Annotated in this window: 13 protein-coding genes; 4 read left to right on the top strand and 9 right to left on the bottom strand. The window is 47.0% G+C overall.

Annotated features, from left to right (window positions below; all coding sequences use genetic code 11):
• Window positions 1-17: 17 nt before the first annotated feature.
• From AC1RRX_RS05150 to AC1RRX_RS05115, 8 genes are all read right to left on the bottom strand, one after another.
• A complete protein-coding gene (locus tag AC1RRX_RS05150; protein ID WP_039062935.1) occupies window positions 18-1511 on the bottom strand; it encodes a UxaA family hydrolase in 1494 nt (497 codons plus the stop codon).
• Window positions 1508-2953 carry a tagaturonate reductase gene (locus AC1RRX_RS05145; protein WP_144464018.1) on the bottom strand — a complete coding sequence of 482 codons (1446 nt, stop codon included), beginning with the start codon at window positions 2951-2953 and terminating at the stop codon, window positions 1508-1510. The genes AC1RRX_RS05150 and AC1RRX_RS05145 overlap by 4 nt, the downstream gene beginning before the upstream one ends.
• 75 nt (window positions 2954-3028) lie before the next feature.
• A complete protein-coding gene (locus tag AC1RRX_RS05140; RefSeq protein ID WP_007407297.1) occupies window positions 3029-4027 on the bottom strand; it encodes a LacI family DNA-binding transcriptional regulator in 999 nt (332 codons plus the stop codon).
• 76 nt (window positions 4028-4103) lie between these two features.
• Complete coding sequence (locus tag AC1RRX_RS05135) at window positions 4104-5489, bottom strand: MFS transporter (RefSeq protein WP_144464019.1); 1386 nt, start codon at window positions 5487-5489, stop codon at window positions 4104-4106.
• Between the two features lie 24 nt (window positions 5490-5513).
• Complete coding sequence (gene uxaC / locus AC1RRX_RS05130; RefSeq protein ID WP_129004086.1) at window positions 5514-6911, bottom strand: glucuronate isomerase; 1398 nt, start codon at window positions 6909-6911, stop codon at window positions 5514-5516.
• Between the two features lie 179 nt (window positions 6912-7090).
• Complete coding sequence (locus AC1RRX_RS05125; RefSeq protein ID WP_012117352.1) at window positions 7091-8269, bottom strand: NAD(P)/FAD-dependent oxidoreductase; 1179 nt, start codon at window positions 8267-8269, stop codon at window positions 7091-7093.
• A gap of 39 nt (window positions 8270-8308) precedes the next feature.
• A complete protein-coding gene (locus AC1RRX_RS05120) occupies window positions 8309-8725 on the bottom strand; it encodes a DUF1641 domain-containing protein (protein WP_144464020.1) in 417 nt (138 codons plus the stop codon).
• A gap of 386 nt (window positions 8726-9111) precedes the next feature.
• On the bottom strand, window positions 9112-9609 hold the full coding sequence (locus AC1RRX_RS05115) for a cupin domain-containing protein (protein ID WP_061862095.1): 498 nt from the start codon (window positions 9607-9609) through the stop codon (window positions 9112-9114).
• A 129-nt stretch (window positions 9610-9738) separates the two neighbouring features.
• Between AC1RRX_RS05115 and AC1RRX_RS05110 the strand changes: the two genes are divergently transcribed.
• The 3 genes from AC1RRX_RS05110 to AC1RRX_RS05100 are packed head-to-tail and all read left to right on the top strand — an operon-like array spanning window position 9739 to window position 12249.
• Entirely contained in the window at window positions 9739-10722 is a 984-nt protein-coding gene (locus tag AC1RRX_RS05110) for a DMT family transporter (protein ID WP_015417269.1), read from the top strand.
• Window positions 10723-10748: 26 nt separating this feature from the next.
• A complete protein-coding gene (locus AC1RRX_RS05105; protein ID WP_061862094.1) occupies window positions 10749-11486 on the top strand; it encodes an ABC transporter ATP-binding protein in 738 nt (245 codons plus the stop codon).
• 1 nt (window position 11487) lies between these two features.
• Complete coding sequence (locus AC1RRX_RS05100; RefSeq protein WP_144464021.1) at window positions 11488-12249, top strand: ABC transporter permease; 762 nt, start codon at window positions 11488-11490, stop codon at window positions 12247-12249.
• A 25-nt stretch (window positions 12250-12274) separates the two neighbouring features.
• Here the strand turns inward: AC1RRX_RS05100 and AC1RRX_RS05095 are convergent, their stop codons facing one another.
• Window positions 12275-13093 carry a uroporphyrinogen-III synthase gene (locus AC1RRX_RS05095; protein WP_144464022.1) on the bottom strand — a complete coding sequence of 273 codons (819 nt, stop codon included), beginning with the start codon at window positions 13091-13093 and terminating at the stop codon, window positions 12275-12277.
• 175 nt (window positions 13094-13268) lie between these two features.
• Between AC1RRX_RS05095 and AC1RRX_RS05090 the strand changes: the two genes are divergently transcribed.
• The gene (locus tag AC1RRX_RS05090) at window positions 13269-13454 is read left to right on the top strand and encodes a DUF8096 family protein (protein WP_003154919.1); all 186 of its coding nucleotides are present in this window, start codon (window positions 13269-13271) and stop codon (window positions 13452-13454) included.
• Window positions 13455-13483: the final 29 nt, after the last annotated feature.

The following is a 13483-nucleotide window of genomic DNA, read 5'->3' as shown; positions in this document are numbered from 1 at the left end:
TCAGATCGCCTTTTCCCTTATAACGTCACACCGGACTTAAAGATTGCAAGCTCCCGAAAATCGTTTTTTTCGTTATTGACGAATTCTCCGCTTGCAACTTTAATAATGTATTGAATAAAATCTCTTACAATGTGATCTTCTGTTGTTTGGTCTTCCGCCAATCTGCCCGCGTTGTAATCAATCCAATGAGGCTTTGATTGAAATAAATCGGTATTTGTTGATACTTTCACAGTCGGGACAAATGTGCCGAACGGCGTGCCTCTTCCGGTTGTAAACAAAACGATGTGACAGCCCGCCGCGGCGAGCGCTGAAGAAGCGATTAAATCATTGCCGGGCGCACTGAGCAGTGTCAATCCCTTTGTTTTCAGTGTTTCACCGTATGTCAGCACATCAGAAACCGGTGCAAGACCGGCTTTTTGGGTGCAGCCGAGCGACTTGTCTTCGAGCGTTGAAATGCCGCCTTCCTTATTCCCAGGTGACGGGTTTTCATAAATCGGCTGCTCGTGCTTCATAAAATATTGCTTGAAATCATTGATCAATCGGACTGTTTTATGAAACACTTCTTCACTCGCCGCACGCTGCATGAGAATCGTCTCAGCGCCGAACATCTCAGGCACCTCCGTTAAGACCGTGCTCCCTCCCTGTGCAATCAAGTAATCTGAAAATCTCCCTAATAAAGGGTTTGCGGTGATGCCGGAAAAACCGTCCGACCCGCCGCATTTCAATCCGATGCTCAATTCTGACAGCGGAATCTCCTCACGTTTATCTCCCTTTGCCGCAAGGTGTATCTCTTTAAGAAGCGCAGTACCCGCTTCAATTTCATCTGTGACAGCTTGTGATTCGAGAAATTTCACCCGATCTCCATTCACTTCAGAAAGCGTTTCCCTAATCGCCGCCAGCTCATTATTTTCACAGCCGAGCCCTAAAACCAGCACACCGCCCGCATTTGGATGACGGATGGCGTTCATCAGCATTTGTTTCGTATTCTCATGATCATCGCCAAGCTGGGAGCAGCCGTATTGGTGCTTTAAAACCAGCACATTGTCAAAGGGCGCAATGTCTTTCGCCTCTTTTACGAAGCGCTGCAGGATTTTCTCAGCGACGCCGTTAACGCAGCCGACTGTAGGCACGATCCACAGTTCATTCCGGACGCCGGATGTACCGTTTTCTCTTCTGTAGCCTTTAAATGTCCGGTTCTCATTTGTAAAAGGATTGTCCTCGAAGCGCGGTGAATACGTGTATTCTTGCACATCGGATAAATTCGTTTGCAGATTATGGGTATGAATATGCTCGCCGGCCGAAATCCGCCTTGTCGCACGCCCGATTGAAAAACCGTATTTAATGATGCTGCCGTTTTCTTCAATGGTTTGCAGCGCGATTTTATGCCCCCGCTTTACAGGGTCCTTCACTTCAATCGTCAGTCCGTCTGTATGCAGCCGCTCCCCTTTGTTAAAATGGCGCATGGCGAGAAGCACGTTATCGTTTTTATGGATTTTTATGACCTCTTTCATTTCACTTCCCCCTTTTTGCCGCAGCATTCATGTATCGCCTGCTTCATACCCAGCTCATGAATGACAGACAGAAAAAAAGCCGTTCGTTCAGTCAGGCCCGGAAGATGGTTCAGATTCTTTCCCCACAACCGGTCTTCTCCTAATATGGCAGACGCCGCTTGAAACATATCATCTTTGCAACGGGACCGCGCCATTTGAAAACGGTTAAGAACCTCCTCGCAGTCAGCCGGTTTGTTCGGTCCGTTCCAGTATGAATAGATCATGGCGCTGAACGAAAATACCAGCTTCTCAGGTAGCCGGCCCTCCTGTTCGATATAAGCCTTCAGCGTCGGCAGGTTTCTTGTTTTGAATTTCGCGGCGGCGTTAAGGGTAATGCTTTGCAGATAATGGTGGATATAAGGGTTTTTAAACCGCTGTAACACATCTGCCGCGTATTGGGTGACATCCTCCATTTGCAGCACAGGGAGGATTTCTTCATTGATCAGCTCTTCAATGAATCTGCCCGTCACCTCGTGCTCAGCCGCTTCCCGGACGGTTTGCAGTCCGTATAGTAAAGCCACTGGCGCCAATGCCGTGTGAGCGCCGTTTAAGATTCTCACCTTTTTTGTCCTGTAAGACGTAAGGTCAGACGTGATCAGTGCGTTCAGCCCGGCCTCAGCAAAAGGAAGCTCATTCTGAAGCTGTTCCGGCCCTTCTATCACCCACAAATAATAATGCTCACCAACCACAAGCAGACGGTCTTCGTATCCGAGAAAATCGGTAAGTTCTTCCGCGGTATCAACAGGAAATCCGGGAACAATCCGATCCACGAGGGTATTGCAGAAGATGTTCGCGTCATGAATCCATTGAGTAAAACCAGGTTCCAGCTCCCACAGCCCGGCATATTGAAGCACGGCCGCCTTCAGTTTCCGTCCGTTTTCTTCGACCAGTTCACATGGAAGCACAATACACCCTTTCTCGGCGTCACCCGCAAATGCCTTATAGCGGAAATAAAGGAACGCCGCTAATTTCCCGGGGAATGTTTTTTGAGGTCTATCCTCAAGCCGGTCGCCTTTCTCAAACGTAATTCCCGCTTCCGTCGTATTGGAAATGATAAAACGAAGCTCCTCTTGTGCTGCCAGCCGTTTAAAGGAATCATAGTCAGAAAAAAGATCAATGCCGCGGCTGATGGATTTGACGATCATGTGTTCTTCAGCCGGTTTTCCGTCCTTTATCCCCTGCAAAAAAAGCGTAAATAAACCGTCCTGCTCGTTTAAACGTTTTATTTTCTCAGAGCCTCTCGGCTGTACGGCGACAACGCTTCCGTTAAAATCCGTCAATTGATTCAATTGATCGATCTGCCAGTCAGCGAAAGCCCGCAAAAAGTTGCCTTCACCGAACTGAAGGACTTTTTCAGGATATTGAATGTATTCGCCGCACATCTTTTTATTCAGCTGCTGCAAGCTGTCCGCCTCCTTCTGTATTTATGCACACGTTAACATTTCTCCGTGTGAAAACCCGGATATTCAGACGGGCCGTTATGTGAGTTTTTTAATGGAATCTCTTATCATCACCTCGGTGTTTTCATATATTTTTTCCGCCGCCGTATCCGGGTCGGCGATTAGCGCCAAAATCTTCTCTGCGCCGAGTATGCTGATGTTTTCAACCGGGCGTTTTACTGTCGAAAGCCTCGGCGTCATGTATTGGGAAATGCCGATGTCATCAAACCCGATAACAGATATATCTTCCGGAACGTTCAGGCCTTTGGCGAAAATGGCATTCATCGCCCCGATCGCCATATCATCGTTTGAACAAAAAACAGCCGTAGGCGGTGATTGAAGCGCCAAGAGTTTTTCCATCGCCTGACTGCCGCTTTCCATATCATAGCGGCCTTTTACACTGTATTCATGCTTAATCGGAATAGAATGATCAATTAAAGATGTCAAATAGCCTTCTTTCCGCTGAGAAGTTGACCTGAATCCTTCCTTTCCCTCAATGATCGCGATATCTCTGTGTCCGTTTGCGATCAGGCAGTCGACCGCCTGTCTGGAGCCTTCTTTATCGTTTGACAGGATATTCGTGATGCTCCGGTCATCAATGTCCCGGTTCAGCACGACAAGCGGGATGTTTTTCTCGCGGATATGATAAATAAATGAATTATCACTGTCGCTTTGGCTCATTAAAATGATTCCGTCATATCTCATGGGCGTAATGGTTTCAAAGCTTTTCAGGTCGTCAATCGCGCGGACGAACAAATTGTATTCCTCACTGATTGTGCGGTTTACACCTTTGATGGTATCGGAAAAAAAGCTGTGTGAGGTTCCGTTTGTGATGCTTGTAAAAAACAGCCCGATCGTATGGGACTTTTGCATGGCAAGGCTTTTTGCATTTACATTCGGTGTGTAATTCAGCTGTGAAGCGAGCTCTAATATTTTCTGTTTTGTATGCTCTTTAATGTAGGGGCTGCCGTTAAGTGCCCGGGATACGGTTGTGTGGGATACGTTGGCGAGTTTTGCGATATCTTTTATGGTTACCATCGTTTTTCCTTTCTTTCTGTATGCTGTCATTTATTTCTATTGTACCATTAACGGACAGTCCATAAAATCACTAAAGTTAAGGTTTTGCATGATGTAAGTCCTGAACGAGCTCGGCATGCTGCCGGTCCGTCAGCTTATACATCAAACCGATAATCAGCATGGCGCACGCTAAAGCGAAAGCCGGGTACAGCAGCAGAAGCCCTTTAATCCCGATCAGCGTGCCTTTTGTCTGAGATGCATTCGGGATATAGCCGATAACGCTCAGCCCGATGCCTGAAAGAAAACCTGATAAAGATTGGGCGAGTTTTCTGGAGAAGTTGAAAAGCGAATATGTCGTCGCCTCCTTCCGTTCACCCGTCTTCCATTCCCCGTAATCAATAATGTCCGACACAAGCGCCCACGTAATGCCGTTTGGTATGCTGATCCCGATAAAAGCAATGCTCGCTAACGCCGTAAAGATATATACATTTGACGGCAGACAGAAATTCAGCGCATCAGCCGCGGCGCTGACGGCAAAACCGATCATCACCGTTTGCTTTTTTCCGAAACGTTTGACGAGTTTCGGCATAAACAAAACACCTAAAAATGAAGAACCGATGATGATAAAACTCATGTAGGACATCAGCTCCGCATTGTTGAGATTGTACTGGGCGAAGTAAACAAGCATAGCGGATTTAATGTTATATGCCGATATTGAGAAAATCGTCATGAAAACGACGGTCAGAAGCGGTTTGTTGCCGATAAAGCATTTGAAAACCGACATGACGGACAGCTTTTCTTTCGGCGCTTCACGGACGATAATTCTTTCTTTGCAGTTTCGGTAGCAGATCATAAATCCCGCGATTCCGATTACGGCCATCATTCCCATGACTGCCGGGTAGCCGATGTGAACGTTATCAAAATGAACAAGAATCGGGATGACGATGACACTTGTAATGAGCAGCGCGCCGAGGGAGCCTATCTGGCGGAATGCGGAAAGCGCCGTTCTGTCGTCCGCATCCTGTGTAATGGCCGCGCCGAGAGAGCCGTACGGAATATTGACGAAAGAATAAGCGACCCCCCACAGCATGTAAGAAGCATAGGCGTACACAAGCTTCCAGGTGACGCTCACGTCCGGTGACACAAAAATCAATACGGTCATGACCGCAAGAATAATACTTCCGAATAATAAGTACGGCCTGAATTTCCCCCGGGGTCCGATCTTTTTTCTGTAGTCAATGGCCGAGCCGACAATCGGATCAGTCACAGCCGCAAACAGCTTGCTGACCAAAAAAATACTGCCGGCGAACGCTGCCGGAATGCCTGCAACATCTGTGAAAAACTTCAGCAAATAGATCTGCCCGAGATCAAACATAAATCCGTTCCCAAAATCTCCAAAACCATAGGATACTTTTTCTTTCAGACTCAGCTTATGCTCCTTCACTTTTGCGGCAGGTGCTGTCACGACAGGCACATTACTCATAGGCCACCTCTTTCATTCCATTTTTTAAAAGCGGAAATATTCCTCAGCATTCCGGTAACAAATCCCCTCGACAATCTTTCCTAAAAGCTCCATATCGTAAGGCGCTTCGCCTTGTTCCGCCCAGCCGCCGATCAGCGTGCAGACAAGCCGCCTGAAGTATTCATGGCGGGGATAGGACAGGAAACTTCTTGAATCCGTCAGCATCCCGATAAAACGGCTGAACAGGCCTGTGTTTGATAACGCTTTCATTTGCTGGAGCATTCCATCTTTCGTGTCATTGAACCACCAGGCTGTGCCGAATTGAATTTTCCCCGGTGTTTTCCCATCCTGAAAGCTGTTGATCATGCTGGCGATAATATAGTTGTCATTCGGATTTAAAGAATACAAAATCGTTTTAGGCAATTGCCGCTTTTTTTCGGCGGAATCTAACAGCCGGGCAAGCGGTTTTGCGATACGTTCATCATTAATTGAGTCATATCCCGTATCAGGACCGAGGCTGCTGAACTTATTTGTATTGGTATTTCTTAACGCGTTAATATGGAACTGCATCGCCCAGTCCAGTTCGGCGTAAAGACCGCAAAGATATTGCAGCGTCCGTGTTCTGAATTTCTTTTCATCTTCAAAAGACACATGCTCTCCGCTTAATCCGGCTGCAAAAATCCGGGCCGCTTCCTCTTCGGTCGTCTCGGCATAAACCATTTGATCTAACGCATGATCCGACACTCTTCCCCCGGCATTGTGAAAAAAGCGGACGCGGGATTCTAACGCATCTAAATACGATTGGTAGGTGGTGACAGCCATTCCGGAAGCGCTCTCCAGCGAACGGACCCAATCGGCAAAACCCGGGCTGCTGATGTCCAGTCCTTTGTCAGGCCGAAATCCGGGCAGCACTTGAACCGGAAAATCACTTTCTTTCAACAGTTCGTGGTATGTCAGCGCATCGGCAGGATCGTCGGTTGTGCAAATGACTTTGACATTTGATTTCAGAATGAGATCCCTTGCGCCAAACCCGTCTCCCTGCAGGAGCTCATTCGTTTTTTTCCAAATTGCCGCGGCCGTTTTTTCATTCAATACGTCATAAATGCCGAACCAGCGCTGCAGCTCTAAATGCGTCCAGCTGTACAGCGGATTGCCTATCGCCATCGGCACCGTTTTTGCCCAGGCGAAAAACTTCTCTTCATCTGAAGCGTTTCCGGTAATGCAGCGCTCTTCAATGCCGTTGGCCCTCATGATCCGCCACTTGTAGTGGTCACCGTAAAGCCATGCCTCCGTAATCGTTGCGAAGGTTTTATTTTCATAGATTTCCTTTGGGCTTAAGTGACAGTGATAATCAATGATCGGCATGTTTTCGGCGTATTCCCTGTACAGCTTTACGGCCGTTGTACTATCCAGTAAAAAATCATCACCCATAAAAGCTTTCACACTTTCATCCTCCCTCTTAAAAAAATGTTAACGTTAACAAAATGGTTCTTTTTTATTTTAGCTTCCTCTTTCTCACATATCAATCATTTTTATTTTATTTTTCAGAAAATTGTATCCGTTAAAAAAAAGACACTGCCGAGAAAGTCCGGCAATGTCTTCTGTGTGATCTTAAGGATTAATTAGTAAGCGAGGCTGAATAATCCTTTGATATGTGTTAAATAACGTACGTTACTTGCTTCTTTCATTAAAGATGCCGGAAGACCTTTCAGCGGAGTAGAGTTCGCTCCGATGATGGCAACCGCGTCTTTACGTCCGAGGCTTGCAAGCGTACCAGAGTTTACAGGCTTGAATGTTTCAAGCGTTTTTCCTTCTAAGTAAGCGAACAGGTTGTAACCCACAAGTTCACCCATCTGCCAAGCGATTTGCGCTGTCGGCGGGTACGGACGGCCGTCCGGCGCAAAGTATACAGCGCTGTCTCCGACAACGAATACATCTTCATGAGAAGTAGATTGTAAGAAATCGTTAACCGTCGCACGGCCGCGGTTCACTTCAAGGCCGGATTCGCCGACTAACGGGTTGCCTTGTACGCCGCCTGTCCATACAAATGTGTTGGCAACGACTTTTGAACCGTCTTTCAGATCAATAACGTTTCCTTCAACATTTGTAACAGGAAGACCTGTTAAGAACTCAACGCCGCGTTTTTCAAGACTTTTTGTCGCGCGTTCGATAAGGTCATCAGGAAGAACAGGAAGAATTTTCGGACCTGCTTCTACTAATTTCAGTTTGATTGCTTTCGGATCTACGCCGTATTTTTTCGTAAGGTTCGGCATGATGTCAGCAAGCTCACCGACAAGCTCGACGCCTGTTAAGCCGCCGCCGCCGATAAGGATCGTTGCATCAGCTTCGTTTTTCGTTTTAGCGTATTCACGCACACGGTCTTCCACGTGTTTGTATACTTTGTTGGCATCAGCAGCAGATTTCAGCACCATGCTGTTTTCTTCGAGTCCAGGAATGCCGAAATAAGCCGTAACAGAACCAAGTCCGACAACAAGCGCGTCATAAGTCAGCTTAGAACCGTCAGAAAGGGCAACTTCTTTCTTATCAACTGAGAAAGAATTGACTTCTGCGATTTTAATGTCGACGTCTTTTCCTTTCAGAAGTTTTTCAAGCGGCATAGCAACAGCCTGTTCAGACACGTTGCCCGCTGCAAGGCGGTGCAGTTCCGTAATGATTTGGTGAGTCGGGTATTTGTTCACAACGGTTACGCGTGCTTCATCTTTACTGTAATGTTTGCGAACGGTTAAAGCAGAAAGAACTCCGCCGTAACCAGCGCCTAAAATGACAATATGTTTTGACATCGTATATCCTCCGTCCTTTATATCAATTTGAATCTGAGATTATTTTTGTTTTTCGTTCATGATTTCAAGATAGCTGTTAGCAAAACGGAACAGCTTTTGAGCTTGAGGATCTTTCAGCATGCGCAGCAGGCCGAAAAGTCCGATCGTTTCATTGCTTGCATCCGCGCGGTCTTTTGCTTCGATCGCAGTAGCCGCCACTTCTTTCGCTGTTTCTTTCACCGGCTCAAGAATTTCTGTAAGCGCACCCACTGTATCGCTCTTCAATACTTCGTCTGTCGCTACAGACTGTGCAAAATCATAAGACTTCGTTAAAACATTTACTAACTCAGTCAGTTTTGGAAGCTGATCCACTAAAACAGTCAGTGATTCTTGAACTTCAGGTTTTAGCAGCTGATCAATAAGATCGCGTTGGCCTTGGCTGACAGATGCATTTGTTTGATCGATTGTTTCTGGCATATCCGATTCTCCTTTACTATAAGCAGTATGCTGATTTTTTTGGAAAGGGTAGCCTTTCCCCCTTCATGCAGAAAAGCATGAAAAAGCAAGATTGTGAATTCATGCACAATCATTTACAAAAATAAATGTTTACTACCCAGTTTTTCACTTTGCCATATCCAGTATTATTTTTATATCAACAAAAACAATTGAATAAGTCAAAATTTCTTTTTCCTCTCTGAAAATAGCAAACATAAAAAACCCCAATTTGATTTACTCTTATATAATAACACTTTTTGAACAAAATTTGAACGTGAATTGTTTCGTTTATGAAATTATTTATATGGCGGGGGTGTAATAACGTTTCTTTTAGGCTATTTTTTTACAGACCATCCGCTTTTCCCCTGTCATTTCTCCCACAATTTTAATAGCGGGCCCGTTTTTCCCGTAAAGGGGTCGCATTCCGGGAGCGGGACACGGCTGATTTCTTCTGAAGTTCTATCATTTTTCTCCGTTTTTGTATCGTACTGCCGGCCGCCCGGATAAGCCCCGATCACGGTAAAATCAGAACTGCCCGACAGTTTTTTATGTCCGGTGCCGGCCGGAATGACCGCTGCGTCTCCCATTTGAAGAACGGCGTCCGCTCCTTGTTCCCCGCCGAACCTCAAAACCGCGTTTCCTTTTACCGCGACAAGAACTTCGTGCGTGGTGCTGTGAAAATGGTGATACGGAAATACTCCGCCCGTCCAGCTGTTCGACCAATCGTGCCGGCGGAGGACGGACTCTGCTTTCTGCACCGTTTCTTCATTAAATACCGCTTTATAAATAACAAGCGGAAGATTCGGGTTATTCGGAATGCGGCCGTCATCTTCAAAATAAAGCACTTGAATATCCTCTTTCTGCATTGTTTTCACCTCCGTATATGTCTGTTTCCCATTCATCATTTGTTAAAACGCTATTTTCTCATATTCCATTGCGAAGCCTGCCGGTGAATAGTATAGTATAAAAAAATATGTGTCAAAATGAGGGATTTAATGAAAGCCATCGTGATCGGAATATTGGCATCTCTGTTTTTTGCAGTCACATTTATTTTAAACAGGGCGATGGAGCTTTCCGGCGGAAGCTGGATGTGGAGCTCTTCCCTGCGTTTTCTTTTTATGGTTCCGTTTTTATTTTTGATCGTTTATGTGAAAGGAAAATGGGCGCCGCTCTGGCATGAAATCCGAAAAAAACCGTTTTTTTGGCTGAAGTGGAGTTTTACCGGGTTCGTGCTTTTTTATGCCCCGATTACGTTTGCGGCGGCATATGGGCCGGGCTGGCTGATCGCCGGCACGTGGCAGATTACAATTGTCGCGGGTGTGCTTCTGTCGCCGTTTTTTTACGAAACAAAAAATTCACCGGCGGGCCCGGTTTCCGCCAGACAAAAGATCCCGCTCATTTCGCTGGTTACTTCCGTCATCATCCTGATCGGAGCCGGTCTGATTCAGCTTCAGCATGCGGGTTCTCTGTCCGGCCGCACGATACTATTCAGCGTGGTGCCGGTCGTCATCGCCGCATTTGCCTATCCGCTCGGCAACCGCAAAATGCTGGAACAATACGGCGGAAAACTCGATACGTTTCAGCGGGTGCTCGGCATGACTCTCGCAAGCCTTCCGTTTTGGCTTTTGATCGCCGCTTTCGGCTGGCATAGAGACGGGCTTCCGTCAATGGGACAGACATTCCAATCCTTTATCGTCGCACTCAGCTCTGGCGTTATCGCAACAGTATTATTTTTCCGCGCCACCGATATGGTGAGGAATGAGCCGCAGAAGCTCGCTGCTGTTGAAGCGACGCAGTCCGGAGAGGTTCTTTTTGCACTGATCGGCGAAATCGTCTTTTTATCCGCGGCGTTTCCGTCACTTCTTTCATTTGCCGGACTGTTCATTATTATTGCGGGAATGGTCATGCATACATTCGCTTCCCGGCAGACAGACCAGAAAACGGCTGAGCAAACGTCAGCCAATCTCACCGGTTCCTGATTTTTTTACGAAAGGTGTCCTCCTGTATGAAAGAAGAAATTCCGGCAATATCTTTTCTGTCAGCCGGCAAACGCTTTGAACAAAACAATACGTCCTTTGATGTCCTAAGCCGTGTAACCGGACATATTCAAAAAGGTTCTATCACGGCGTTGATAGGCCCTTCCGGCGCGGGAAAAAGCACATTGCTGTCACTGTGCAATCTGATGAATACACCTGATGAAGGGGAAGTGCTTGTATTCGGAAAAGAAATAAGGCGCTGGGATATCAGGGAGCTCAGAAAAACCGCGGGCCTTGCATTTCAATCAGCTCCCGCCCTCGAGGGAACGGTGCGGGACAACCTTCTGCTCGCAGAAAAACTCCACGGAGCACAGCACTATACGCCTGAAGAGCTCGCAGATTTTACAGACCTTCCGCGCGGGCTTCTGGATCGAAATGCAAAAGAATTATCCGGAGGGCAGCGGCAGAAGCTCTCATTAGCGCGAACTCTCGCCGGACTGCCGTCCATCCTGCTGCTGGATGAAATCACCTCGGCGCTGGACCCGTCATCTGTTCTCATCATTGAGAAACTGATTACGAAACTCCATCGGCAAAAACAGCTGACGGTCCTGTGGATCACCCATAACCTTGAACAAGCGGAACGATTATCCGATACGGTATGGTTTATGGCTGAGGGTCGGCTTTTAGAGACCGCGGAAACGAAAACGTTCTTTAAGGAACCGAAACACGAAAAGGCCCGGGCGCTTTTACAAGGGAGCGGGTGCTGATATGAATGATCTTTCTCTGTTATTGACAAGTATATTTGTCATTATTGCTTTATTCCTGTCTAAATCTTTTAAAGCCGGCGTCGAAAAGGATATGATCGTCGCAACCGTCAGGGCCGTCATTCAGCTTCTCATCATCGGCTATGTGCTGTCGCTGATTTTTCGCGGTGATCACCCGATATTTATCATATTAATGGTGCTTCTCATGCTCACGGCCGCTTCGCACAATGTCGCCAAACGGAAAAAAATGCGGATCGGCTCATTTTGGCGCGTTTTTCTGACACTGGCGATCGTGGAAGTTGTGACGCAGGGACTTTTACTGACCCTTCACATCATTCCGGTCACTTCAAGATATGTCATTCCGATAAGCGGCATGGTCATCGGAAACTCCATGGTGCTCTCAAGCCTGTTTTTAAACAAGCTCAGTTCGGAAGCGGATCTGCGGAAAGAAGAGATCCAACTGATTCTCTCTCTCGGAGGAACGCCTAAGCAGGCCGTCCGGCAGATATTGACGTCCAGCATGAAGCTCAGTATGATCCCGACGCTTGAAAGCCAGAAAACATTGGGTCTCGTTCAGCTTCCCGGCATGATGACGGGGCAGATTTTAGCGGGGGCTGATCCGATACAGGCGGTGCGCTTTCAGCTGCTGATCGTTTTTACAACGATGGCCTCCGCTCTTCTTACATGTATCATACTCAGCGCCTTGACATATCCTTCCCTTTTCACGGAACATTGGCAATTAAAAAAATTCAGCAGGGAAGCGTAGGCTTTTTTCCCTGCTGAATGATGGTTTATGACAAGGTCAGAGATTCATAGTAACGGGATAATTCAATAATCATCGCTCCCATCCGCTCAATGTCCGGAGCAAGGACTCTCTTTACCCCTTCATCCCGGATCGCTTCAGCCGTCACTTTGCCGACTGCGGCGGCAAGCACTTGTTTTTCGAATGCCTGCTGCAATTCTTTTGTGAACCCTTTTTCTTTTGCATAATCAAAGAGAGAGCGCACTTGAATGGCTGTTGTAAAACATACGGCATCGACCTCTCCGTTTAACAGCTCTGCCAGCAGTTTATCGACCGTCTCCCTTTCAGGCGGAATATGCTGATACGGCAGAACAGGGAATACCTCCGCTCCGTTTTTCTCAAGGAACTCCGTTAAGACCGGCGCTTTTTCGCCATGAAGCTGTATCATGACTTTTTTATCTTTAAAGTCAAATCGTTCCAAGGAGCGGATCAGCCCTCTTGTTGTACCGTCTTCATCTGAGGCATGCGGCGTGATGCCGAGCTTTTTTAAGGCCGCATATGTTTTATAGCCTCTGCAGCCGATTTTCGCTTCATGAACGGCCGCTAAAAATTCTTCTTTCAGACCGATTTTTTCCGATACCGACAATAACGTTTCCGTACCGATGCCTGTGGTGAATATCACCCAGTCGGCTTTTTGCCCGGCAAATGTTCTTACGTCGGGTTCAATTTGATCCTCCGCCAGGTATACGGTTCCTTGGAGGGAACGGACGACCGCCGTTCCGCCCTGCTTTTCTATTAATCTTGTGATCTCTTCTGTTTTCCGCGAACCGCCGATGGCAATCCGTTTCCCGTTCAATCCTTTTCCCATCGCTGTTTTCTTCTTCCCTTCAGATGCCGGGCGCCCTATGGCAGGCCGTCATTTATTTCTATTATTGTTACGCAATCAGCCGGGAAAATCAAGCTATGCTCCCGTTGAATCCCCCGTGCAGTTGCTGTATCATTAACCGGGCAGAATGATTTGATTCGCGGAGGGACTTTCAATTATGGAAACAAAAAAAGAGTTCGAGACAAAAGGATACGATACTTCGGTCATTTATGAGTTCAATGAATATCCTGATGTTCACAGCGGTCGATGTGACAATTGCGACTACACGCTGTTTAAAAGCTCAGTGAAGGGCGGAAAATTTTTGAGGGAATGCCGGAGATGCGGCATGAAGAAAAACATATAACAAAACAGGCAGCCGTCTTCCGGTGCGCT

The sequence above is a fragment of the Bacillus sp. GW821-FHT11D08 genome, from assembly GCF_058808515.1.
This window is presented reverse-complemented; position numbering and strand designations above follow the sequence as displayed.